The 23,549-nt window shown below is 48.3% G+C and carries 22 protein-coding genes; 15 read left to right on the top strand and 7 right to left on the bottom strand.

Annotation, left to right across the window (positions count from 1 at the left end; genetic code table 11):
* Positions 1-34 precede the first annotated feature (34 nt).
* Together ACTTK6_RS01950 and ACTTK6_RS01955 are read right to left on the bottom strand one after the other, a co-directional pair.
* The gene (locus ACTTK6_RS01950) at positions 35-1,711 is read right to left on the bottom strand and encodes an ABC1 kinase family protein (protein WP_079476553.1); all 1,677 of its coding nucleotides are present in this window, start codon (positions 1,709-1,711) and stop codon (positions 35-37) included.
* Between the two features lie 32 nt (positions 1,712-1,743).
* Positions 1,744-2,052, bottom strand: coding sequence for a phasin family protein (locus ACTTK6_RS01955; protein WP_079476552.1), 309 nt, complete (start codon positions 2,050-2,052; stop codon positions 1,744-1,746).
* 285 nt (positions 2,053-2,337) lie between these two features.
* On the opposite strand from ACTTK6_RS01955, the gene ilvA reads away from it, so the two are divergent.
* The 5 genes from ilvA (at position 2,338) to ACTTK6_RS01980 (ending at position 5,768) form a co-directional block, all read left to right on the top strand.
* Positions 2,338-3,585 (top strand): threonine ammonia-lyase IlvA, encoded by a 1,248-nt coding sequence (ilvA, locus tag ACTTK6_RS01960; protein ID WP_079476551.1) that lies wholly within the window; start codon positions 2,338-2,340, stop codon positions 3,583-3,585.
* Positions 3,586-3,618: 33 nt separating this feature from the next.
* Complete coding sequence (locus tag ACTTK6_RS01965; protein WP_462832495.1) at positions 3,619-4,365, top strand: DUF3891 family protein; 747 nt, start codon at positions 3,619-3,621, stop codon at positions 4,363-4,365.
* 31 nt (positions 4,366-4,396) lie between these two features.
* The gene (locus ACTTK6_RS01970; RefSeq protein ID WP_079476549.1) at positions 4,397-4,921 is read left to right on the top strand and encodes a type 1 glutamine amidotransferase domain-containing protein; all 525 of its coding nucleotides are present in this window, start codon (positions 4,397-4,399) and stop codon (positions 4,919-4,921) included.
* 78 nt (positions 4,922-4,999) lie between these two features.
* Entirely contained in the window at positions 5,000-5,389 is a 390-nt protein-coding gene (locus tag ACTTK6_RS01975; RefSeq protein WP_079476548.1) for a thioredoxin family protein, read from the top strand.
* Positions 5,343-5,768, top strand: coding sequence for a TlpA family protein disulfide reductase (locus ACTTK6_RS01980; RefSeq protein WP_079476547.1), 426 nt, complete (start codon positions 5,343-5,345; stop codon positions 5,766-5,768). The genes ACTTK6_RS01975 and ACTTK6_RS01980 overlap by 47 nt, the downstream gene beginning before the upstream one ends.
* 46 nt (positions 5,769-5,814) lie before the next feature.
* Here the strand turns inward: ACTTK6_RS01980 and ACTTK6_RS01985 are convergent, their stop codons facing one another.
* Entirely contained in the window at positions 5,815-6,540 is a 726-nt protein-coding gene (locus ACTTK6_RS01985; protein WP_462832496.1) for a metallophosphoesterase family protein, read from the bottom strand.
* A 165-nt stretch (positions 6,541-6,705) separates the two neighbouring features.
* Between ACTTK6_RS01985 and ACTTK6_RS01990 the strand changes: the two genes are divergently transcribed.
* Genes ACTTK6_RS01990 through ACTTK6_RS02005 form a run of 4 tightly spaced genes read left to right on the top strand, consistent with a single transcriptional unit; the run spans position 6,706 to position 10,068 of the window.
* Positions 6,706-7,845, top strand: a complete 1,140-nt coding sequence (locus ACTTK6_RS01990; RefSeq protein WP_462832497.1) for a conserved virulence factor C family protein — start codon at positions 6,706-6,708, stop codon at positions 7,843-7,845.
* A 24-nt stretch (positions 7,846-7,869) separates the two neighbouring features.
* Positions 7,870-8,079, top strand: a complete 210-nt coding sequence (locus ACTTK6_RS01995; protein ID WP_079476544.1) for a hypothetical protein — start codon at positions 7,870-7,872, stop codon at positions 8,077-8,079.
* Positions 8,076-8,597: a PH domain-containing protein gene (locus tag ACTTK6_RS02000; protein WP_094908077.1), complete on the top strand. Its 522-nt coding sequence runs from the start codon at positions 8,076-8,078 to the stop codon at positions 8,595-8,597. The genes ACTTK6_RS01995 and ACTTK6_RS02000 overlap by 4 nt, the downstream gene beginning before the upstream one ends.
* Complete coding sequence (locus tag ACTTK6_RS02005; protein WP_158219082.1) at positions 8,590-10,068, top strand: PH domain-containing protein; 1,479 nt, start codon at positions 8,590-8,592, stop codon at positions 10,066-10,068. The genes ACTTK6_RS02000 and ACTTK6_RS02005 overlap by 8 nt, the downstream gene beginning before the upstream one ends.
* Positions 10,069-10,104: 36 nt before the next feature.
* Here the strand turns inward: ACTTK6_RS02005 and ACTTK6_RS02010 are convergent, their stop codons facing one another.
* Genes ACTTK6_RS02010 through ACTTK6_RS02020 form a run of 3 tightly spaced genes read right to left on the bottom strand, consistent with a single transcriptional unit; the run spans position 10,105 to position 13,091 of the window.
* On the bottom strand, positions 10,105-11,067 hold the full coding sequence (locus ACTTK6_RS02010; RefSeq protein ID WP_079476541.1) for a DUF2777 family protein: 963 nt from the start codon (positions 11,065-11,067) through the stop codon (positions 10,105-10,107).
* 21 nt (positions 11,068-11,088) lie between these two features.
* Positions 11,089-12,000, bottom strand: coding sequence for a hypothetical protein (locus ACTTK6_RS02015; protein ID WP_462832498.1), 912 nt, complete (start codon positions 11,998-12,000; stop codon positions 11,089-11,091).
* Positions 12,001-12,035: 35 nt separating this feature from the next.
* Complete coding sequence (locus tag ACTTK6_RS02020; RefSeq protein ID WP_462832499.1) at positions 12,036-13,091, bottom strand: toxic anion resistance protein; 1,056 nt, start codon at positions 13,089-13,091, stop codon at positions 12,036-12,038.
* A gap of 267 nt (positions 13,092-13,358) precedes the next feature.
* Here ACTTK6_RS02020 and ACTTK6_RS02025 point away from each other — a divergent pair, with 267 nt between their 5' ends.
* From ACTTK6_RS02025 to kapB, 6 genes are all read left to right on the top strand, one after another.
* A complete protein-coding gene (locus ACTTK6_RS02025; protein ID WP_462832500.1) occupies positions 13,359-13,784 on the top strand; it encodes a DUF2203 family protein in 426 nt (141 codons plus the stop codon).
* The gene (locus ACTTK6_RS02030; RefSeq protein WP_094908071.1) at positions 13,744-14,553 is read left to right on the top strand and encodes an NRDE family protein; all 810 of its coding nucleotides are present in this window, start codon (positions 13,744-13,746) and stop codon (positions 14,551-14,553) included. The genes ACTTK6_RS02025 and ACTTK6_RS02030 overlap by 41 nt, the downstream gene beginning before the upstream one ends.
* 191 nt (positions 14,554-14,744) lie before the next feature.
* Entirely contained in the window at positions 14,745-19,352 is a 4,608-nt protein-coding gene (gene gltB / locus ACTTK6_RS02035) for a glutamate synthase large subunit (RefSeq protein WP_094908070.1), read from the top strand.
* An 89-nt stretch (positions 19,353-19,441) separates the two neighbouring features.
* Positions 19,442-20,926 (top strand): glutamate synthase subunit beta, encoded by a 1,485-nt coding sequence (locus tag ACTTK6_RS02040; protein WP_094908069.1) that lies wholly within the window; start codon positions 19,442-19,444, stop codon positions 20,924-20,926.
* A gap of 123 nt (positions 20,927-21,049) precedes the next feature.
* The gene (locus ACTTK6_RS02045) at positions 21,050-21,274 is read left to right on the top strand and encodes a hypothetical protein (protein WP_079476534.1); all 225 of its coding nucleotides are present in this window, start codon (positions 21,050-21,052) and stop codon (positions 21,272-21,274) included.
* Between the two features lie 19 nt (positions 21,275-21,293).
* Complete coding sequence (gene kapB, locus ACTTK6_RS02050; protein ID WP_094908067.1) at positions 21,294-21,671, top strand: sporulation phosphorelay system protein KapB; 378 nt, start codon at positions 21,294-21,296, stop codon at positions 21,669-21,671.
* A 39-nt stretch (positions 21,672-21,710) separates the two neighbouring features.
* Here the strand turns inward: kapB and ACTTK6_RS02055 are convergent, their stop codons facing one another.
* Positions 21,711-23,420 carry a PucR family transcriptional regulator gene (locus ACTTK6_RS02055; RefSeq protein WP_462832501.1) on the bottom strand — a complete coding sequence of 570 codons (1,710 nt, stop codon included), beginning with the start codon at positions 23,418-23,420 and terminating at the stop codon, positions 21,711-21,713.
* Between the last annotated feature and the right edge of the window lie 129 nt (positions 23,421-23,549).

Consider the following 23,549-nt stretch of genomic DNA (forward strand, 5'->3'; position numbering starts at 1 on the left):
CAGGAAGCCGGCAGCTTTGCTTTATATAAATGCATCAGAAACGCCCCGATCGGAAAATTGCGTACAGCAGCCAGACAAACAAAAAGAACGCGACAATAAAGCTGATTTCGATGACTGGGAGCTGAACGAGGATTGAATTGTTATCCCCGAACGTAGAGCCGACGATCAAGCCGACCATCACGATGCTAAACGCAAGTAAGATGACGCTGAAGCTTAGGCGGTTGCCGATCCGATCAAGCTTGTTCATTAAAATATTTATGCGGGGCATGCGCACATCGACGCCGAGTTCATCATCATTAATTTTTTTCAATGCAGAACGAATTTCCTTCGGCAGCTCGCGGATATAGCCAAACTGTGCTTTGCCTTCGCGAAATACATCCTCGATCCGGTCCTGCGGGTTCAGCCGTTCTTTTACAAGCATCCTGCCGTAAGGCTCGGCAATTTCCACAATGCTTAAGTCCGGGTCGAGCTCAGTAGCAATGGATTCAATCGTAATAATGGCTTTGGCAAGCATCGTAAATTCTTTGTGGATGCTGATGCCATATCGGTGTGAGGTGGAAAATACATCGTTGATGGCTGCGCCGATTTCAATCTCTTTAAAAGGTGTTTCGTAATATTTGGATAAAAGGTATTCTACGTCCTCTTCAAAAATTTCTGTATCCATATCTTCCGGAAAGTCGGCCATTTCATAGATCGCAGCCGCTACATCCCGGGTGTTCTGCCTCGTCATGGCAATAACATAGTTAATGAACTGTCTGCGCATGCTTTTGCTTAAGCGGCCGACCTGCCCGAAATCAATGTAGGCAACAATGTTTCCCCTTTTAAAAAGCAGATTCCCGGGATGGGGGTCGCTATGAAAAAAACCGGTACGCAGCACCTGGTGTAAAAAAGAGTCCACCAGATGGTGAGCGAGCTTCTTTTTATCAAATTCAACAGTGGCGTATCTAAGCTCGGAGAGTTTATACCCCTCGATATATTCAATAGTCAGCACGCGGCGTGATGACCAGGTTTCATAAACTTCAGGAACCTGAACGGAATCAAAGTGCTGAAGGGCCCGTGCCATTTTTTCTACATTGCGTGCTTCGGTAAAATAGTCAAATTCGTCCCGTATGGCAGCAACATATTCCTCTACAACATCCTGAAGCTGATAAAACTGGGCCCATTGGAATCGTTGAGTGAGGAGACGGGCCAGATCCCGCAGAATATCGATATCCTGTTCGATAATCTCTTTAATATGCGGGCGGCTGATTTTTACAACAACATCCCGTCCGTCATGAAGTACTGCTTTATGTACCTGGCCAATTGATGCAGCGGCTATAGGAATTTCATCAAAATAGGAATAAATGTTGCCAAGAGGTTCATGAAGGTCATGCTCGATTACCGATTTGGCTGTTTCATACGGAAACGGCGGCACATGATCCTGCAGCTTTGCAAGTTCATCGACAATGGACGGAGGAAAAATGTCCCTCCGGGTACTTACAAGCTGGCCGAGTTTGATGAATGCAGGGCCAAGCTCCTCCACCACAAGCCGGAGGCGGACCCCGATAGACTGGGTATTCCAGTCGTTGGGATCCGACATGATCCGCTTAGGAAGAGAAAGAATATGAAAAAGTCCCACTTCCTGCAAAATATATCCGAAGCCGTGTTTCGCAAGAGTGGTAGCAATTTTTCTGTATCGATTTGCGTGCCGGATACTTTTTGTTATGGCCATGAAGCGTTCCTTCCTTTAATTAAAATTTGCGGTTATTCGCGGTCAGAATTGTTCATCGCCCTTTCAATGGCATCGAGCTTTAGCTCAAGCCGCTCAATATCCCGTTTTGTTGCGATGCCCATGCTTTCCACCCGATTTTCGAAGGAGTTTTTCGCCTGGCTGTTCCAGGAATCGCTCTGCACCGATCCTCGTTGAATCATTTCTTCTTTCCATTCGTCTGCTTCCCTCGGGGTAATCTTTCCCTTGGTCACCAGATCATCAAGGTATGTCTGGACTTTTTCCCGTCCATATGAGGCCGCTCCGAGTCCGAGAAAAAATCCTTTTTTCAGCATATCGTTCATGAAAAATCCCCCTTTATGATTTGAAAGAATTGCACTAAATACATTATACCAAAGATCGGGACGGATAAAGAAATGCCGGAATTATCATTTATGTACCCTGCAGGCAAAGCCTGAAAACGCACGGCTTTTCAGTGTGCATATTCATGTTATAATAGTAAGGGTTTGAACGAGAGCAACAAGCGGCGGAGAAGATCTCTGCCGCTTTCGAGCATTTACAATAATCATGTTAACCGGGCATTCACACCTAAAGTGAAGGCGCGCTTAGTAGAAAGGAACGTTGCTTGTATGGGGAATATACACATTGAAGACATTATCATTGCAAATCAAACGCTGAAAGACGTGGTAACGCATACCCCATTGCAGAAAAACCAGGTGCTTTCTGAACGTTACGGGGCCAATATTTATTTAAAACGGGAGGATCTTCAGGTGGTGCGCTCATTTAAAATTCGCGGAGCGTACTATATGATGAGCAGCCTTCCTAAGGATAAGCTTGAAAATGGCGTCGTGTGCGCAAGCGCTGGTAACCACGCCCAGGGGGTGGCGTATTCCTGCCAGGCACTGAAGGTAAAGGGCCATATTTTCATGCCTAATACGACTCCGCGCCAGAAAATTTCCCAGGTGAAGTTATTTGGGAAGGAGTATGTGGAAGTAGTACTTACAGGAGACACGTTTGACGACGCTTATTACGAAGCGAATGCTTACGGGGAAGCGCACGACATGGAATTTGTGCACCCGTTCAACAATGAAAAAGTGATCGCCGGACAGGGCACGGTCGGGATGGAAATTATGAATGATATTGAAGAGCCGATCGATTATTTATTTTCCTGTATTGGCGGTGGAGGGCTTGTGTCCGGGGTCGGCACATATGTTAACTCCATTTCTCCTTCCACGAAGATCATCGGCTGTGAGCCGGCCGGTGCACCTGGAATGAAGGCCTCCATTGAAAATCAGGGCGTCGTTTCCCTCGACTACATCGACAAATTTGTAGACGGAGCTGCAGTAAAGAGGGTGGGAGAACTGACATATGATGTATGTAAGGATCTTCTTAACAGCATTACGCTCGTGCCTGAAGGCAAAATATGCACCACTATTCTGGAACTGTACAATGAAAATGCGGTGGTGGCTGAACCGGCAGGCGCCCTGTCGATTGCAGCTCTTGATTTCCATAAAGAAGAAATCAAAGGAAAAACGGTCGTTTGTATTGTCAGCGGAGGGAACAATGATATCGGCCGCATGGAAGAAATGAGGGAGAAATCATTGATCTATGAAGGACTGCAGCACTACTTTATTGTGAATTTTCCGCAGCGTGCGGGCGCTTTACGGGAATTTTTACACGACGTGCTTGGGCCGGATGATGATATTACCCGCTTTGAATACAACAAGAAAAACAACAAGTCCAACGGGCCGGCGCTTGTCGGTATTGAAGTGACTTACCCTTCGGACTACGACAAGCTGCTGACAAGGATGAAAGACCGTGGCATCAAATATACGGAAATCAATAAAGAAGAAACACTGTTTAATTTCCTAATTTAAAAACGGTACAAGGGCAGAAAAGGAGCGGATACAATGATCAGCGAGAATCGGAACGGCTGGGTAGAGGTTATGATGCAGCAGGAGCACGCGGCTCTTTCGGGAGAGTGCATGAAATACTGGCACCATGAAACATTCAAACAGCAGCCATCCTGGCCTTCAGCGCTTCAGGCCACCTCCAGGCACGACGATGCCTGGAAAACACTGGATGAAGAACCGATGCTTGATGAAAACGGGTGGCCGGTATCGTTTGTGCATTACCCGGTGCCGCCGAAGCTTGGCGCCTACCGAAATACTATTAATGCTCTTGAAGAGGAAGATCCGTACCAGGCTTACCTGCTCAGCAGCCATTACGGCTCGTTTTTTAAAGAATCCGAGGTGCCGGAGGAAATCGCTTTTATGCAGGAAGAAATTGCCCGCCAGCAGCGGCTGATTGTCGGCTGGCAGTGGAATTTTCTGATGGCAGCTGAGCATTTTCATCTGCTTCAGTTTTTTGACGACTTATCTCTTTATATATGCATGAATACGCCGGGGGCTTCCAAAGAACAGGAGGTTCCCTGGTTTCGGGACGGCCTCCGCCAGACGTTCGACTCGCTCAATCATGAAACGATCCAGGCCCATTGGAAAGATGAAGAGACGGTAGTTCTGCAGCCGTTTCCGTTTACGGAACCTTTTACCGTTGAGGTAAAACGGCGCTGCGTAAAACAGCCGCTTCAGGCGGCCAAGGATTTGTGGGATGTGAAGCCGGACATCCGCCGGGTAACTTTGCAGCCTGCGGACTAGCTGTTAAAAGTACGATAAAGGAGGAATCATCATGACACTGCAGGGCAAAAGAATTATTGCATTTGTAGAAGACGACTTTGAAGATTTAGAATTGTGGGTGCCGGTCATGCGGCTGCGTGAAGAAGGCGCTGAGGTGCTCCTTACCGGAAAAGAAAACGGCAAAACGTACACGGGAAAACACGGCGTGCCGGCGGCAGCTGAAGCAGCGCTCGCCGACGTGGACCCGGCAGACTACGACGGTGTGCTGGTGCCCGGAGGATGGGCACCGGATAAACTCCGCCGCTACAGTGAAGTGCTCTCGATTGTACGGTATATGAATGACCATAAAAAAATCATTGGTGAAATTTGCCATGCCGGGTGGGTACTTGCTTCAGCAGGGATTCTGAAGGGTGTTCATGTAACAAGCACGCCAGGCATCAAGGACGACATGACCAACGCAGGCGCAGTATGGTCAGACGACCCGGTAGTCGTAGACGGCCATATCGTTTCAAGCCAGCGCCCGCCGGATATTCCAGCTTACAATCAGGCGCTTGTCGAAGCTTTTCGTGCGCAGTAAAAAGACCAGGCCGCGCCAGCCGGGCATTTTATAAGAAGCCAGCTGGTAAAGTCTGGGAGATAAAGCGGGGAGGACTAATTGGAACGAAAAACGAGCGAACAGCTTGAGCAGATGCTAAAAGCGCGGGAGGGACGCCAGGTGGTCCTGTTCACCTCCCCGACGTGCGGCACGTGCCAGCTGGCAAAACGGATGCTTGCACCGATAGAAAAACTGTATGCCGGTGCTTCTTTTCTGGAAGTAGATATTAACACCGCTCCTGAGCGGGCCAGGCAGCTCGAGATCCAGAGCGTGCCGTGCTTAATGGTTTTTGCTAGTGGAGAAGAAAAGCAGCGGTTGTACAAAATGCAGTCGGGCGCATATTTGCTCGAGCAGCTGCATTCATACTTGAAAAAAGATTTGACAGAATCAAAGGAGGATTCGCATGCAGGCCCCTCAGTTTCAACTCAAAGAAATGTCGAGCGGCGTTGAATGGTCGCTGGAACAGCTGAAAGGAAAGCCGGTACTGTTAACGTTCTGGGCATCCTGGTGCCCGGATTCTTCCGCGGATCTGGTGCAGAAAAACCGGTTTTATGAACAAATGAACGTAGACAGTCCGCTGCAGTTTGTTACAATTAACGTAACCGGCCGTGAACGGCGGGAAGAAGATCCTGAAATGTATGTGGAAAACAACAATTATCGTTTCCCGGTACTTCAGGACGAAGGCGTGGATACGTACAGACGCTATAAATGCGAAGGTGTGCCGAGTACGTTTATTATTGATGAACAAGGCGACATTGTTGCCCAATACGGAGATAAAGCATCATTTATTGATATTATGCAAAGCCTGCAGAAGGTAAACAGCATATAAAAAGCCCGCCGCGGACGGCGGGCTTTTTGCATATATTGGATAAGCTTCATTTTGGCGGGCGTCCAGAAGAAATAATGCGTTTTACCTGGTCGCTGTTTGGATAATCGTTAGCATCAAACTGTGCTAAAACTTCATCAGTATCATAAGGCACCCGGCGGATTTCCGGGATGATTTCTCCGTCTTCGATAGTCAAAAGAATGTAGGACGGTGTTGGGTCCCCGTCAAAGGGCAGGCCGATGCTCCCTGTATTGATTACCCATCTCGCTCCTATTTTTCGAATGGATGGAGTGTGCACATGGCCGTATACATAAATGTCTGCCTCCTGCTTCTGGAAAAATGATTCTTCAAAAACAGAAGCATCACTGTCGACAGGCACTGGAGGGAACAGGCTGCCCGGCACCGCATGGAAGGCGAATAAGCGGAAGCCTTCATAGTCATCGAGAAATGACTCAGGAAGTTCTTCTAAGTATTTAATGTCATTGCTGGAGAGTCGCTCGAGTGCCCAATCTCTCTCCTGATTCATAATAGAGCGCTTAGCTTCAGGCACCTCCCCCTCGCGCACGCCGCGGACAATCCATTCGTCTGCATTTCCCTTCAGTACTTTTGCAGGCAGGGACTGAACGGTTTCAATAGAATTTTTCGGCTCCGGTCCGCGAAAAGCAAGATCGCCAAGCATATACATATGGTCTACTGATAAGGCATGCAGGTCGTTTAATACAGCTTTTAACGCTCGTGCATTGCCATGGACGTCGGAAAGAAGTGCAATTTGCAACGTAATAACCTCCTCATGAGCTTTTAAAACAATCTTATTATAGTGTATCAGAATAGCGGGCTGGTTTGGAATGCAAATGCACAAGCCGGTTGGCAGGAGAGGCTTCTCCTGTGCTATAATCAGACGTGCAAATCGGGACGTTATTTTAAAGGAGAGAGATTAATCATGCATATTACATCCATTGAGCCAACACCGAGTCCTCATACGATGAAGCTGAATGTTAACGAAACGCTGCCTGCTGGAACGACAGGCAATTATAAACCGGAAAATAAAGAAGACGCACCGGCACCGATCCAGCAGCTGCTGGAGATCGAAGGCATTAAAGGTGTGTATCACGTCGCTGATTTTATGGCCCTCGAGCGTTATCCAAAAGCCGACTGGGAGCAGCTGCTCCCTCAGGTGCGCCAGGCATTCGGCGAAGAGGTGGAGCAGCCGGCCGAAGAGCCGGAGGAGCCGCAGGAAGCGTTCGGGGAAGTACAGGCACAGGTACAGATGTTTAAAAACATCCCGATGCAGATAAAACTATTGGCTGGCGAGGAAGAAAAACGCCAGGGTCTGCCGGAACGCTTTCAGACCGCTGCGTTTGAAGCCCAGCTTGAAGACGATAACATCGTGATGCAGCGCAAATGGGAGGATTACGGGGTTCGTTACGGCCAGGATCTGGAACAGATAGGCAGCGACATGGCAGAAGAGATTGCTGCTGCTTATCCCGATGAACGGCTGAAACGGCTGGTGCGAATCGCGAATACGCCGGAAGCGGAAGAAACAGAGCCGAAGTTTAAAAAAGTGACCATGGAGATGATGGAGGAGCCGGATTGGAAACAGCGCTATGCAGCCTTTGACCAGATGGATCCTTCCATGGAAGATCTTCCGGTCATCCAAAAAGGGCTTGCAGATGAAAAACCGGCGATTCGCCGGCTCGCCGTCGTGTATTTAGGCATGCTTGAAGATCCTCAGGTACTTCCGGATCTGCAAAAGGCGATGCAGGATCCGTCTGTCACCGTGCGAAGAACAGCAGCAGACACGTATTCTGATCTGGGGGACCCTGCGGGCATCCCCGACATGATTGAAGCGCTGAAGGACAAAAACAAGCTGGTGCGCTGGCGTGCGGCAATGTTTTTATATGAAGTAGGTGACAGTTCCGCCGTGGAGGCTTTAAAAGAAGCCAGCGGGGACCCGGAATTTGAAGTGGATCTGCAGATTAAGCTCGCACTAAAACGAATTGAAGGCGGGAAAGAAGCAAAAGGGTCCATCTGGAAGCAGATGAGTGAGAAAATGGAGCAGGAGCGAAAACCCAGGTCGTAATAGAGAAGGGAAGGAGCCTGAACGATGACAAAAGCAGAAGTACGACAGCAGCTTGAAGAACGAAATATGGAGGAAGTGCTCGAGCTGATTGAGGACGCTGAAAATGGCGATTTAAAAGAGCTTGAGCTGGCCGCTTCTCTTGGCCTTCTTCGTGATGAAACGCTGAACAACGCAGTGCTGAAAGTGCTGCAGGACGAAGGAGTCACGATTATTTACGTGGAGGATGAGGAATGAATGATGGCATCTATGAGGAAGAAAATGCAACGAGGCCGGCTCCGTCACAGCGTATATCTGAAGACGCGCTGACGGTCTGGCGCTTCAAGGGGATGATTGAAATGGCTGTAGTTTCTTTCATCCCTCTTGCTTTACTTGTGATCGCCATTTGGTTCGGGTGGCCGGAATGGCTCCGCTGGTCTCTCGGCGGAGTCCTTGGGTTTTTAATTGTTATTTCTGTTTGGTACGCCTGGGCGCTGCCGAAATGGCAATGGCAGCGCTGGCGCTACGAGGTATACGAAACGGAAGTGGAGCTTCAGTACGGCGTCATTATCTCTAAGCACGTGCTGATTCCGATGGTGCGCATCCAGCATGTAGACACAGCTCAGGGGCCGATTTACAAGCGCTACGGGCTTTCCACCGTCACCATCTCCACCGCAGCCGGTATGCATGAAATTCCGGCTCTTAAAGAAGAGACGGCGCCGGAGCTGCGAAATCGCATAGCCTTTTTAGCTGGAACGGATGATGACGATGAATGAATGGAGACGCATGCACCCGGCAGCTATTGTAACCGTTTTTTTTCGTCAGTTGAAAGATTTTCTTTTTCCGCTGATTATTACGTTTTTTGCTGGAAGCACGGCTTCCGGACCGCTTCCAGTTAACTGGATTTTTTTGCTGTTAGTTCTGTTTATCATCATCAGCAGCATCATGAAATGGGTTTTTTTTCGTTACCGTTTAATAGAACGAGAGCTTCAGATTCACTACGGCATTTTTGTGAAAAAGGAACGTTTTATCCGCAGCCAGCGTGTCCAATCGGTAGACATTACTGCAGGCATCATTCAGCGGATGTTCGGCCTTGTCCGCCTTAATATTGAAACAGCGGGCGGTGGAGCAGAAGCGGAAGCGTCGGTCCAGGCGATCCGTCGGGAAGAGGCAGATATGATTCAGGCAGCCCTCATCCAAAAATCCCCGCTTTCGGCGGAAGAAGAAAAAGAAGATTATTCAGGGGAGGAGGCAGCCCCGGAGCCGGCTTCACCGGCATTTTCCTGGAAAGTGCCGATGCGGGCCATTTTCATAGCCGGGCTCACCTCCGGGCGCGCAGGCCTCATTTTTGCTGCTTTAGCCGGCTTGTATTCCCAAGTGGGAAATCTTCTTCCCGATGCGTGGGTGGAGCAGTCGATTGGTGTGTTAATTGATCTGAGCTACTGGTTTATTATCGGGGGACTGTTAGGGACAGCACTGCTCAGCTGGCTCGTCTCGTCTGCATGGACGCTCGTGCAGCACGGAAATTTCGAAGTGAACCGAACCGGAAATGATCTTGAAATCACATGGGGGCTTCTCGAAAGAAAGCAGATTACGCTTCAAATGCACCGGATAACGTGTATTCGTTTTATCAGTAATCCAGCCAGGCAGGCGCTCGGGATGTGGGCGGTGTATATAGACAGTGCTGGTGGAAGTACCGAACGGGGCCAGAATTCGATCATGCTGCTGCCGCTTATTCACCAAAAGCAGTTACATACCTTTATGAAGCAGATTGACGATACGGCATTGATTCCGGAAAAGGTAAACAAACTGCCGAAACGGGCTGCAAGAAGATACATGTTCCGGGCCTCGGTTTTTTGGTGGTTGGTCTTCATTCCAACAGCCATCTGGGTGCCTTATGGCTGGACAGCAGCCGTAGTGCCGTTCTTTTTCACCTGGTGGGGATGGATGTGCTACAAAGGATCCGGCATGAAGGTGGAAGAAAAGCAGCTGATTGTCCGGGAAAGAGCCTGGAGTGCTATATATAACTTCGTACCGAAGCGGCGTATTCAATATTTGGAAAACACCCAGTCCTTTTTCCAGCGGAAACGGAAGCTGTATACAATTTCAGCTTCGGTTATCAGCAGCGTGACCGGAAGGACAGTTTATTTACGGGATGTAGATGAACAAGACGAAGCGGCCTATTTTTCCTGGTACCAGAAGGCATGCGATAGCGCTGCTGCTAAAACACAAAGAAAAGGCTTTTGAACCACAGTTCAAAAGCCTTTTTGTGCATGGTTATAATTACTGCCTGCAGGAAAACGAGTTAGTGTAAATAAACAGGTTACGGGCTCCTTTATCGGTGGTAATCTCAAAACGGTCGAACACATAGTCCTCATCCTCTGCGTGCAGAATGCGCTCATAATGGTGCTGGACGATGAGCACGGACTGCTGTTTCCGGAAATACAAAAAATTCACTCCGGTAAAAGAAGTCTCTTCGGGCTCCTGCATCAATTGATACAGCAGGTGATTGTGACACTCAATCAGATCCTCTTTGCTGAAGCCGTTAGAGTGTATATTTTTAACCAGGCTATAGCGGGAAGGGTCTTCAAGCTCATTCAGAAAGATAGCAAACGGGCGGAATTGATCACTGTGAATACGGACATGGTCGTGCTCCTGGAGTTCGAAAATTTGTCCGTGATCGTTGCGGAAATACATATCGTAATAATGTACTGCACGGCGCCACGGAAGACCTGCCGGAGAAATCTCAAGTTCGAATGGACAGTCTTCAATGTCGAGGGCCTGGCCGTTTGGCGCCTCCCGCAGAAACACATTTCCTCTCGAACGGTGAATTTCGTAATAAATATAAGACTCTTCCTGTGGTTCTTTCGGCTCCGGTGTAAAGGTAACGGAAAGTGAGTGCAAAAGGCGCTTCCACTCTTTTTTATCGCTGTAGGATACGAGCGGGGAAGAGATTTCTTTTTCCAGCAGTTGGACGACGGAATGCTCATAGGAGGCAGGAGTACGCTCATCAGCCGCGTAAATTTTAGTGCCTGGAGCGGTGATAGTCTCTAAATTAAATTCATGGACTGCTTCTTTTTTTTCTACTTCTGGAAGACGGTGGGCCTGCTGGATCCGGACACGGCCTTCCCATATTTTACGGGGAGCGGCGGAAGTTTGTTCCAAAATACCATAATAGGCCCCGGATCTGCCGTAATCGACAACCACGGGGCGGCCTTGGTGCTCAAATGCTTCTTGTCGTTTCATAGTGAACCTCGCTTTATTCCTTTAAAATTTCTTTTCCTGCCGGTATCTTTTTTCGTTTATCTTCAACAGCTGGCGCATCTTCCGGGCATGGACATCGTTTTGTTCCATGCGAAGTGAGCCAATTCGTCTGTGCATCGCTTCAAGCGCCTGCAGGAGCGCATCGTGCTGCTCGTGCCGGTGATTCGGTTCAAGGAGCCGGTACGTTTCGATTAAATCCGGTATTTCTCGGCTGAGCATACGTTCTACCAGGTACTCCTCCTCCACGTCAAACTGCAGGGAAGACGTGGAGCGCAGCTCTTCAAGCTCTTGAGCAATCTGCTGGATTTCCTGTTGGATGTCTGGCGGGATACTAGCGTCTTGAACTACATAGTGCTGGTAAAACCGGTCGAGCGCTGCATGCCATTTCACCGGTGTTTCTTCGGGGGCTTTTTCTGTCTGGACCGGCTCGGCCGTGTGCAGCTGAATATCACGGGGAGCCCGGCCCTGCAGGGTATAATCAAGCATTTCAAGCTTTCGAAAAATATGCTGAAAATAGGAAGATTTTTCAATGTTCCGGGCATGCATTTTGCCATTCTTCATATAATGCACCAGCGCTTCCCGCAAAAAAGCCGGGGTATGCCCATCAGTACTTCTTACATAATCAATCGTCACTGTTTTTTGAATGGCCGCCTGGGACCTTTCTTTTTCGGAGCTCGTTATGCGGATGCGCCGGGCTGTCAGCTTCATGCGGAACAAAAAAAGTTCGTTTTCGCGCTTTAGGCGCTTTGACTGACGGAGTTCCTCCGCCCGGGCAATCACCCGGTCGATCGCTGCTTCCATTTCCTCCACGATAAACAGTCCGTGGCTGTCGGAGAAGATATGATCATCCACCGGTCGCATATGGTCCGGCAGGAAGCGCTCGATCCAGGGGTGTTCGAACCATTTGTTAGCCAAGTGATTCACCGTCCTATACATTGGTGTCTATCATATTAGTTTAACAGCTTGTGTTTCATTTGATTATTCAGTTCGTCCATTTCAGAAATAAATTGTTTGCTTGATGCGACAATACGCTCATTGGACTGCTCGGTCATCTGGATGGCTTCATACACATCCTGGTAAGCCTGCTGAAACGTTTCAAGGGCAATAGCCGGTTCCTCAAGTGTTTTCAGCGTGTCAGCCGTATTTTCTTTCAGCATGCGTGCATTGTTGGTAAGCATATTTTCGGTGGATTCGTTGACACTCTGCACCGCATTGATCACTTTCCGCTGATTGCCGAGAGCAAGCTGGATGGAAGCGGTGACGGTAACAATGTTTTTGGTCATGGTAATAGCATTAAAAATCGCTTCCTCGAGCTTTCCATTGTTGTCAACGATCAGGTCAATCGAGGCAATCGATTGCTGCAGAACCATCACTGCCTGCGTCATGTTTTTTACCCGCGAGATCACTTTCTGCTGGCCTTTTTGAATAGCTGCCGGATTATCCCGCCATTCTTCTTGAAGCATTTCTTCTTCGAGCATGGCGTTCAGCTGTTTGCCGGTTTCAATTTGTGTTTCGAGCTCTTCAATACGCTTGATGGCAGTTTCTCTTAATTCTTCAAGCATGACATTGTCTTCCTGCAGCTTATCCCTGCCGGCGAGAAGGCCATGAATAATATTGTCCACCTGGGATTCCACAGTTTCATACTTTTTTGCATACTGCTCTACTGGGTCCCGGCGCAAAATTTTATTCAGCGTTTTCTGGAAACGGCCTTCCTTCAGGTATTCTGGTTCAAGCTCGCCTACCACCGTTTTTAATTCATGAAGTTTATCAGGAAGTTCATTGTCTTTTTGATCCATCATTTCACGGACAGGCCGCTTTAGTGCTTCAAGAGAATCACCAGCCTTGCGCTGTTCCGTTTCCCCAAGGCCGCCGAGTGTGCTGACAAGCTGGTCTGAATCCTTTTCATTCTTGAAACGCTCGATAAACTTTTCAGCTTCTACCCTGCTTTTCCCTTCGCTTGTGGAGGGGGTTAAATCTTCTTGATTCGTATTGGATGCATCAGTCATGCAGATTCCTCCTCAATAGTTAATTCCACGGGGCCTTTATTTATATATCGTATGTCATTAACAATAGTTTATGAACAGGAAGTATAATACTTATAGTTTAGCATTAGAGCGGGCAATAGTAAAAAAATGTTCGTTAATATAGGCGGGCCCGGGCATGTAAAACAAATCATTTTCCTTTGCAATTTTGAAAATTTTTTGTAACATATTATAGAAGCAGTATATAAATTAGGGAGCAGAAGCAGGAAAGCGTGTCCAAGGAGAATTGCCATGTTCAGCAAATACTATTCACTGGAAGAAGCAAATACATTAATTCCATGGTTCCACGAAGAAATAATTTACCTGAAATACCTGCAGGACACTCTTCATCGTACATACAGAAAGAGACGGGCTGCAGCGGACGCCGGGGAAAAAGAGGTATTTTTGCTCGAGGCAGCCATTGATTTTTTAGAATGGCAGACACGGGATCTTATTAGACAGCTCGAGACGAAATACGTGTTTGTCCGCAGCGTTCAGAACGGGCAAATTGATCTCCCGGCAAAAGCGAACGGGCGTACAGTTATGCTCAGCTGGAAATTCGGGGAGTCCGCTATTTCCAGGTACAGGGAATTATTTGCGGTGTATACGAAAAGAAAAAGAATCGAAGCGACAGACGATGATGCAGATCCGGAGTGGAGAAAGTATCCGCTGGAATAAGAAAGGAACGAATGGCATGTGTTTAATTGCTTTGGCGCACCAGGCACACCCGTGGTTTCCGCTTGTCGTGGTTTCTAACCGGGATGAATTTTTAGAAAGGCCGACCAAACGTCTTCATAAGTGGCAGGGGGAAGGCATTATTGCAGGCAAAGATTTAAAGCAGGGCGGAACATGGATGGGGGGCAGCCTTTCCGGACGGTTCGCAGCAGTAACAAATATCCGCAGACCTGGAATGGAAGCCGGGGAAAAATCACGGGGCCATCTGCCGCTGCGTTTCTTGCGGAATGAAACGAAACAGGCTCTTGAAGCGGTACAGAAGGACCGGAATGAATACAGAGGGTTCAACATGATCGCCGGCTCTGGGAAAGAAGTTTTTTATTTACATAACCACAAAGACGGCCCGCATGTGGAGCGTCTTACTCCCGGAGTGCACGCTCTCAGTAACGCCTCCCTGAACACTCCGTGGCCAAAGGTGGAAAAAGCGAAAAAACAAATAGAAACGCTGCTTGCTTCTTCAGAAAACACGCTCCACCCTGAAAGCTTTTTCACGGCGATGCGGAATGCAGAGCCTGCTGCCGACCAGGACCTGCCGGACACGGGAATAGACAAACAGCTTGAAAAGCAGCTGTCCTCAATGTTTATTGATCTGCCTGAATACAAAACGAGATGCCAGACACTGTTCACGGTGCGAAAAGACGGAAAAATTACGATGATCGAGCGGATGACAGACGCCCGTACTGGCACAGGCCGTTATGAATGGCATGTATAAACGTGAATATTTATTCCTTGATGCGTATGAATATAAAAATACGCTCAAAGAATGAAAACGTGTATATCCGTTTATAAGCGTTTACATGACTTGTGGAACTCAAATCTTAATTTGTCGAATGTTTAGAAAAATGATATAATATGCAAACCAATTTAAATTTGGACACCATGGAGAGAGGTGGAGAGGGGTATATGTTATTGCCTAGAAAACATTATAAAGAAGGCTTGTATGACTCTCAGTTTGAGAAGGATAACTGTGGGATCGGTTTTCTTGCGGATATTAAAGGGAAAAAATCACATGATATTGTTGAAAAAGGATTGCAAATTTTAAGAAACCTGGATCATCGCGGAGGCCAGGGAGATGAAGTGAATACAGGAGACGGGGCAGGAATGCTTCTGCAGATTCCGCACCGTTTCTTTAAAAATAAAGAAAACGAGCTCGGTTTTTCGCTGCCGAAAGAAGGCGATTACGGAGTGGGGATGCTGTTTCTGCCTATAGACCAGACCAGGCGGGCCCAATGCGAACAGGCTATTGAAAAAATGGTGGAGGAAGAAGGCCTCCCCCTGCTTGGGTGGCGCGAAGTGCCTTCTGACGACTCCATGCTTGGAAATGCTGCACTCTCAGCAATGCCTGCCATCCGGCAGCTTTTTATTAAACGCCCGGAAAATGTAAAAACGAGAGAAGATTTTGAGCGAAAATTGTATATTGTCAGAAAACGGTCTGAGCATGAGCATGGAGTTAAGCTTCATGACCAGGACAGCTTTTATTTTGCAAGCCTGTCGTCCCGCACAATTGTTTATAAAGGGATGCTTACGACCGAGCAGCTCAATCAGTTTTACAAAGATTTGAATGACCGCCAGTTTGAAACGGCACTGGCGCTTGTGCATTCCCGCTTTTCCACGAACACATTTCCAAGCTGGGAGCGCGCGCACCCGAACCGTTACCTTATCCATAACGGAGAGATCAACACGATCAAAGGGAACGTTAACTGGATGCATGCGAGAGAGCCAAAGTTTGAATCAGAGCTCTTTGGCAGCGATATGGAGAAGGTGCATCCGGTGGTGGACGCCGAAGGCAGCGACTCTTCGATGTTTGACAACGCGTTTGAATTTTTGACGCTGTCGGGACATAAAATGCCTCATGCAGCGATGATGATGATTCCGGAACCGTGGCAAAATAACCCGTTAATGAATGAAAAGAGACGTGCATTTTACCAGTACCATAGTTGTTTAATGGAGCCGTGGGACGGGCCGACAGCCATAGCTTACACTGACGGCAGCCAGATCGGCGCCTGCCTCGACCGCAACGGACTTCGTCCTGCCCGGTATTATGTCACTAAAGACGATCAGATTGTCATGTCTTCGGAAGTGGGCGTACTTGATATCGCTCCGGAAGACGTTCTGTACAAAGAGCGCCTGCATCCGGGGCATATGCTGCTTGTGGATCTTGAAGAAGGGCGTATTGTTCCTGACGGAGAGATCAAAGACAAAATTGCTGGTGAGCATCCATACCAGGAGTGGACTGATGAATACCTGACGGATTTAGAGGATGTGCTTGAAAGTCAGGACGTCTACAATACTAACTTTGAAAAATTAGAGCAGCGCCAGCTTGCTTTTGGCTATACGTATGAAGAATTGGAAAAAGTAGTTAAGCCGCTCGCAACCGGAGCGGGCGACCCGGTAAGTTCAATGGGGTACGACTCTCCGCTTGCAGTGCTTTCGAAAAAGCCGCAGCTTTTGTACAACTATTTCAAACAGCTGTTTGCCCAGGTGACAAATCCGCCAATAGATGCCATCCGTGAAGAAATAGTCACTGCTGTTGGCACGACTATCGGTAAACAGGGCAACCTGCTCGACCCGAAACCTTCGCATGCCCAGCAGCTGTATTTAAAAAAGCCAATAGTCAACAACGAGGATTTAGCCAAGCTGCGATCCAATAAACAGGAAGGGTTTGCTGCTTCAACGCTTTCTATCGTTTTTGAAGCTGCAAAAGGAGCTAATGAAATGGAAGACGCCCTCGAACGGTTATTTGAGCAGGCGGACCAATTCATCGATGACGGCTCGACCATTCTTATTTTAAGCGATCGCGATGTAGGCGAGACCTTTGCCCCAATACCAGCTCTGCTTGCCGTCAGCGGCCTGCATCACCACCTGATCCGCACGGGCCGTCGGACAGACGTCAGCCTGGTGCTTGAAAGTGCTGAACCACGGGAGGTGCATCATCTGGCAGTGCTGCTCGGATACGGGGCAGAAGTGATCAACCCTTATCTCGTCTTTGATTCGGTCGATGACATGATCAAAGAAGGATTAATGGAAGGCTCCTACGTGGAAGCGGTAAGCACGTATATTAAAGGGGCTACGAAAGGGATCATGAAGGTTCTTTCGAAAATAGGCATATCTACGGTACAGAGTTACCGGGGCGCCCAGGTTTTTGAAGCTGTCGGCATTAATGACGAAGTGATCAATCGCTATTTCACATGGACATCCTCGAGAATCGGTGGTGTAAGCACAGAAATTATTGCTGAAGACGTCCTCGAGCGCCACTTCCGGGCTTACAATGACCGGGAAGGCCTGGACACAACGCTTGACCCGGGAGATGATCTGCAGTGGAGGCGAAATGGCGAACCTCACCAGTATAATCCGCATACCATCCATATGCTTCAGCACGCCGCAAAAACAAATGATTTTACCCTGTTTAAAAAATATTCAGATGCTATTGATAAACAGGAACAGGAGCAGACAACTCTTCGCGGGATGCTCGAATTTAACAAAGGCGTACGTGAACCTGTCAGTATCGATGAAGTGGAACCGGTGGAAAACATTTTTAAACGCTTTAAAACCGGAGCAATGTCGTTTGGCTCTATCTCCGAGGAAGCCCACGAAGCACTCGCAATTGCGATGAACCGTATTGGCGGGAAATCAAATACGGGTGAAGGCGGGGAAAATCCAGAGCGGTTTACGCCGGATGAAAACGGCGACCTGCGCCGGAGTGCAATCAAACAGGTAGCTTCAGGACGTTTTGGTGTTACAAGCCACTATCTGGTGAACGCCGATGAGATACAAATCAAAATTGCTCAGGGGGCAAAGCCAGGCGAAGGCGGACAGCTTCCCGGCAAAAAAGTGTACCCATGGATTGCGGAAGTGCGTGGTACGACAGCAGGTGTCGGCTTGATTTCTCCACCGCCGCACCATGACATTTATTCGATTGAGGATTTAGCGGAGCTGATCCATGATTTGAAAAATGCCAACCCGAATGCCCGTGTCAGCGTAAAGCTTGTTTCAGGGACCGGGGTCGGCACCATTGCTGCCGGAGTCGCAAAAGGACGCGCAGACCACGTAGTCATCAGCGGTTACGATGGCGGCACAGGGGCAGCAGCCCGGACAAGCATTAAGCATGCCGGCCTTCCTTGGGAAATTGGCCTGGCGGAAACACACCAGACGCTTGTAATGAATAATCTGCGGAATCGGATCTCAGTGGAAACGGATGGCAAGCTGATGACAGGCCGGGACGTAGCGGTGGCCGCACTCCTCGGCGCAGAAGAATATGCATTTTCTACGGCACCGCTCGTAGTGCTCGGCTGTGTCATTATGCGTGTTTGCCACCTCGATACGTGTCCGGTAGGTGTGGCGACACAAAATCCTGAACTGCGGAAAAAATTCATGGGCAAGCCCGACAATGTCGTAAACTTTATGACTTTTGTGGCTGAAGAGTTGCGTGAAATTATGGCAGAGCTCGGTTTCCGCAGTGTCGACGATATGGTCGGACATACCGAGGTGCTGAAGCAGGTAGAATCAGTCAATAATAAAAAAGCACAGACCGTGAATCTGTCTAACCTGCTTCACCGGCCGAAAGCGAAAAATCAATCGAAGCACGTGGCTCACATTAAACAGGACCATGAGTTGAATATATCTCTTGATGAAACGACGCTAAAGCACGCGGCCAAGGACGCTCTTGAATCCCGGACACCGGTATTTGGAGAATTTGATATTCAAAACACGAACCGGGTGGCCGGAACGATGCTCGGAAGCGAAATTACCCAGAAATACGGAGTCGAAGGCCTGCCGGAGGACACCATCAGATTTACCTTCTACGGTTCCGCGGGACAGAGCTTCGGGGCGTTTATCCCTAAGGGCATGACGCTAAGCCTGATTGGTGATGCCAATGACTATATCGGCAAAGGACTCTCAGGCGGGAAATTGATCGTTACGCCGCCGGATACGTCTACGTTTGAGCCGGAGGATAACATTATCATCGGAAACACCACGTTTTACGGAGCTACTTCTGGAGAGGCTTATGTCCGTGGGGTAGCCGGAGAACGGTTTTGTGTCAGAAATAGCGGAGCGAAAGTCGTAGTCGAAGGCGTCGGGGATCACGGCTGTGAGTATATGACCGGAGGCGTGGTCGTCAATCTCGGCGTTACTGGAAAGAACTTCGCAGCAGGGATGTCTGGTGGCGTAGCGTACGTGTACGACCCCGACCGTACACTGGAAAGCAAATACAACAGCGAAATGGTAGGCCTGGAGCCGCTCGAATCCGCACAGGACGAGCAGGAAGTCCGTCAGATGATTGAAATGCACGGAAAACAGACAGGCAGTGAAGTGGCAGAACGCATTCTCGCTGCCTGGGAAACCGAACAAGAGCATTTTGTGAAAGTCATTCCATACGACTACCAGGCGATGCTGCAGTCGATTCAGGAAAGAGTAGACAACGGTTTAAGCGAAGCGGACGCTGTACTTGAAGCCTTCCAGGAGGCAACAACTGAGGGAGATAAAGATAAAGAGAAAGTCACTGGAAATTAATAGGGGGGGCTTTTAGAGCCTTCCTGACTTTTCAAATAAAGGCGTTGTGCGAACAGCGTGCAACGATTTTAAAAGTGGGAGTGAAGGAAATGGGGAAGCCAACAGGTTTTCTAGAATATAAAAGAGAAGCTCCAAGCAAGCTGGATCCGCTCGAACGGGTGAAAAATTGGCAGGAGTTTCAAATCATGATGCCGGAAGACAAACTCCAGGAACAGGGCGCCCGCTGTATGGACTGTGCAATTCCTTTCTGCCAGGCCGGCACTTCCATGGTGGGTTCCGATGAAATTGGCTGTCCGGTGTACAATTTAATTCCAGAATGGAATGACCTTGTCTACCGCGGGAAATGGCAGGAAGCATTAACACGCCTGCATAAAACGAACAACTTCCCGGAATTCACCGGAAGAGTGTGCCCGGCTCCGTGCGAAGGATCCTGCACGGTAGCTATCAACGATGACCCTGTAACCATTAAATCAATTGAGTATCATATCGTTGAAAAAGGGTTTAAGGAAGGCTGGATTACAGCTGAGCCTCCAAAAACGAGAACAGGCAAAAAAGTGGCAGTGATTGGTTCCGGACCGGCTGGACTTGCAGCAGCACAACAGCTGAACCGTGCCGGTCATACGGTTACAGTTTTCGAAAAGGACGATCGCATTGGCGGACTGCTTGCCTACGGTATCCCGGAAGTAAAACTGGAAAATGAAACAATTACCAGGCGAACAGACATTATGGAAGAAGAAGGCATCGAATTTCGGACAAGCGTCGATGTCGGAAAAGATATTACATCCGAGCAGCTTGACGAAGAATACGATTCGGTTATTCTCTGTACCGGAGCCCAGAAGCACCGTGATGTGCCAGCAGAAGGACGCGGATTAAAAGGAATCCACTACGCGATGGACTTTCTTCGCGGAAACACAAAATCCCTGCTGGATTCGAATCTCGCAGACGGACGCTATATCAGCGCAAAAGACAAGCATGTAATCGTCATTGGCGGCGGGGACACCGGTGTGGACTGTATTACGACTTCCCTCCGTCACAACTGCGCCTCCCTGGCACAATTTGATATTAATAAAGAAAAAGACAACGACCGTCCAGAAGATAACCCGTGGCCGCTGTATCCACTTGTTTATAAACAGGAGGACGGTCACAAAGAAGCGGCTGCTCTTCAAGGTGATGACCCGCGTGCATACAAAGTTATGACTAAGAAATTTGTTGGAAACGAAAAAGGCCAGGTAAAAGAAATCCATACGGTGGAAGTGGAAACTGTCTTTGAGGATGGCCAAAAGGTCCGCCATGAAGTGCCTGGGACCGAGCGTGTCTGGAAAGCAGACCTTGTATTGCTAGCTGTTGGCTTTACCGGCCCGGAACAGGAGCTTCTTGAGCAGATGGAAATCGAGCGTACTGAAAGAAGCACAGTGAATGCCGAGTACGGAAGTTATGTGACTAACAATGAAAAAGTATTCGCAGCAGGCGACAACCGTCGTGGCCAAAGCCTTGTAGTCTGGGCTATCCACGAAGGACGCGAAGCAGCCCGCGAGTGCGATCGATTTTTGATGGGAACGACCAATTTGCAGTAGTAGAAAAAAGCCCGGTAACTCCGGGCTTTTTTAAGAAAAAATATTTAAATTTCACGTACTGTAATGAATTTTTATAAATAATCTGATACAATAGATTAAAACTTTGTTGGAGTAGGGTTTATAGTGAAAAAAGTTGCGAAAGGGATTTTAACAGCACTAATTGTTTATGCAGTCATCATCGTACTAATTTTGGCAACGGCGTTATTGTTTGTAATGGTTTCGTTTTCCGGGGAAATGGCTCAGGTGCTTTTCGGATGGAGCGAATACAATGAATGGACAAACACGCATCTTGTGCCGTGGGCAGAGATGTTGTGGGAATGGTTTGTTGCGATAACGCCGGGAGGCTGACAGGAAAGGTGGAAAAAAGATGGAACAGTATCGATTTCCTTACAAATCAGGAATTTATGTTGGAATCCCTGTGAAAGAAAATCCAGAACAGTGGCTGATGGAAGTACAGATGGTACTAGAGCATCCTAAGCAGGGAGATCTGCACCAGCCAAAAAAGACGAATGTGCCAATTTTTCATGAACGCCGGGCGCTTGCGGAAAAGGAAAAAATCTGGGTACAGAAAAAAGCCGTGAAGCCAATTGACACAGCGCCTGACATGACTTATAAAGAATCTCTCCGGCAGGCATTTAATGCTTACGAGCAGGAACTTGAAAGTAAAGAAGATGAATTTTCCCAAAAATCGTTGAAAACGCTTCGTGACGTAAAAACGGATTACGAGCGGCAAAAATTATTATAACTCTGCCCGTGGGCAGAGTTATTTTCGTGTTTTGTTCTTTTATGCGTGAGACGTACGCTCATCGGTAACAAACAGTGCTCCGGCCGTATGAAGCCGGATGGAAAGCTCGATTAAAAACAAATCGTCGGAATTATTTAAATCACAGCTTGTAAGCGACTCAATTTTTTTTAGGCGGTATAAAAGGGACTGGCGGTGCAGGTTTAACTCCCGCGAGGTCTGGCTGACGTTCCCTTTGCATTCGTTATAGGTGCGGACCGTTTTCATTAAATCAATGCCCCGTTCAATGGAATAATGATGAAGGGGGGCAACTGTAGCTTCAGCAATCTGGCGGATTTCTTCATTTTTGGCAAGAGACATCAGAGCCCGGTCGAAACGCGTGTCTTCGTACGTATGAATGTAGCCGAAGCCCCGCTGTCTGCGGCCGGCATCAAGCGCAGAGGAAGCTTCCGAAAAGCTGGCCACAAATTCCCACGGGGCGGCTGTTTTGCTGACACCCCAGGAGATGACAAGGTGAGGGATTTTCTGCTCGAGACGGTACTGCACCGTTTCAGCGAAATAATAAACGGTATCATACATCATGGTCGGATGCATTTCCAAATAGACAATGAGTTCGGATTTTTGAAAAGTGCTCATCACCCGGGCTTTTAAATAACGACTTGCATGGGAGACTTCTTCTTCAAACGTATAGCCGATCTGTTCGAGCCAGTGGTCATACGACAGCGGTGGAGATTCTGCGTGAAAAACCCGTTCAACATTTTCGGGCTTTGCCACAAAGCAGATGTAAGGAAGCTCTAAGTTATAGCCTAATGATTTTCCACGGGATAACGCCTGGTCCCGGGATTCGTAATTGTCTTTGGCCAGGCTCCAGACAAAATCATCCTTCAAGCGCATCTCGGTTTCAAGCGCTGTCTGGTCATGCAGAAAGCAGAGAGCAGAAGTAGTGACCGAGTGCTCAAGAAGAAGCAGGGTGTATTCTTCAAACACGTCATGCTTTTCTTTATTGCTGGGCCATTGAAGAATCATATAGCCCTGGATATCCTGGGTCGTCTGCACAGTTAAACGCAGCAGAGTGCCGGCATCAGTGTCCATCCATTCCATATTTGCCGGCAGGGTCTTTTCCGGATCCGGCTGCTGAAAAGGGGGAAAAAGCGGGTTGCCCCCCTGGCTTAAATACTTGTTCCACCACTCAGCTGCCCCGGCTGACTGCTCCGTCTGGGCTTTCAGGCGGCCGCGTTTATCCACTACGAGCATCGGGATCTGCAGCTGTTCGTATACGTAAGAAGCAATCGCTTCCATACCTTTGCCCTCGAGAATAATTTCGAGAAGGTCTGTACGGATTTTATTTGACACATCAATGGAGCGCAGAGAGCTTTTATGAAGAGCTCCAGAAATCGCTTCTGTAATGTCCGAAAAGCGAACTTCCCACGGAACTTCCACAAGCGGAAACGCTTTTGTTTCACAAAAATCAATTACGGCATCAGGAATAGACGAAATATAGTGGCCGACCGACAAAATTAAGCCGCTCGCTCCCGCTTCCATCAGTTCTTCAATAAATTCCAGCAGATCCCGGTCATTTTGACAGCCAATCCCCGAGCTTAAAATTAATTCCCGAGGCCGGACAAAATTTTCTACAGGTGTTTCTATGACCGATGCCCAGTAGACTGTAATTGAGCTTGAATCGGCATTCGACGTCAATGGAAGGGCCGTGTTCATAATCGGAAGCTGTAATATTTGTTGCATGGAAATCATCGCGAGACACCCCTTTACAGTACCAAAAACGTAAATTTTTCTTCTAGTTTTATTCTACCATATTTGCATGGAAGATAATGTGTCATGCACATTGTGCAAAAAAAGTGCGAAACTTCATACAATTGTGTG

The sequence above is a fragment of the Marinococcus salis genome, assembly GCF_054971365.1.

Excerpts from the sequence above, each read along its gene's own strand:
- ACTTK6_RS01950 (WP_079476553.1), bottom strand. The coding sequence starts at position 1,711 with ATGGCCATAACAAAAAGTATCCGGCACGCAAATCGATACAGAAAAATT.
- ACTTK6_RS01955 (WP_079476552.1), bottom strand. The coding sequence starts at position 2,052 with ATGAACGATATGCTGAAAAAAGGATTTTTTCTCGGACTCGGAGCGGCC.
- ilvA (WP_079476551.1), top strand. The coding sequence starts at position 2,338 with ATGGGGAATATACACATTGAAGACATTATCATTGCAAATCAAACGCTG.
- ACTTK6_RS01965 (WP_462832495.1), top strand. The coding sequence starts at position 3,619 with ATGATCAGCGAGAATCGGAACGGCTGGGTAGAGGTTATGATGCAGCAG.
- ACTTK6_RS01970 (WP_079476549.1), top strand. The coding sequence starts at position 4,397 with ATGACACTGCAGGGCAAAAGAATTATTGCATTTGTAGAAGACGACTTT.
- ACTTK6_RS01980 (WP_079476547.1), top strand. The coding sequence starts at position 5,343 with ATGCAGGCCCCTCAGTTTCAACTCAAAGAAATGTCGAGCGGCGTTGAA.
- ACTTK6_RS01990 (WP_462832497.1), top strand. The coding sequence starts at position 6,706 with ATGCATATTACATCCATTGAGCCAACACCGAGTCCTCATACGATGAAG.
- ACTTK6_RS01995 (WP_079476544.1), top strand. The coding sequence starts at position 7,870 with ATGACAAAAGCAGAAGTACGACAGCAGCTTGAAGAACGAAATATGGAG.
- ACTTK6_RS02000 (WP_094908077.1), top strand. The coding sequence starts at position 8,076 with ATGAATGATGGCATCTATGAGGAAGAAAATGCAACGAGGCCGGCTCCG.
- ACTTK6_RS02005 (WP_158219082.1), top strand. The coding sequence starts at position 8,590 with ATGAATGAATGGAGACGCATGCACCCGGCAGCTATTGTAACCGTTTTT.
- ACTTK6_RS02010 (WP_079476541.1), bottom strand. The coding sequence starts at position 11,067 with ATGAAACGACAAGAAGCATTTGAGCACCAAGGCCGCCCCGTGGTTGTC.
- ACTTK6_RS02020 (WP_462832499.1), bottom strand. The coding sequence starts at position 13,091 with ATGACTGATGCATCCAATACGAATCAAGAAGATTTAACCCCCTCCACA.
- ACTTK6_RS02025 (WP_462832500.1), top strand. The coding sequence starts at position 13,359 with ATGTTCAGCAAATACTATTCACTGGAAGAAGCAAATACATTAATTCCA.
- ACTTK6_RS02030 (WP_094908071.1), top strand. The coding sequence starts at position 13,744 with ATGATGCAGATCCGGAGTGGAGAAAGTATCCGCTGGAATAAGAAAGGA.
- gltB (WP_094908070.1), top strand. The coding sequence starts at position 14,745 with ATGTTATTGCCTAGAAAACATTATAAAGAAGGCTTGTATGACTCTCAG.
- ACTTK6_RS02040 (WP_094908069.1), top strand. The coding sequence starts at position 19,442 with ATGGGGAAGCCAACAGGTTTTCTAGAATATAAAAGAGAAGCTCCAAGC.
- kapB (WP_094908067.1), top strand. The coding sequence starts at position 21,294 with ATGGAACAGTATCGATTTCCTTACAAATCAGGAATTTATGTTGGAATC.
- ACTTK6_RS02055 (WP_462832501.1), bottom strand. The coding sequence starts at position 23,420 with ATGATTTCCATGCAACAAATATTACAGCTTCCGATTATGAACACGGCC.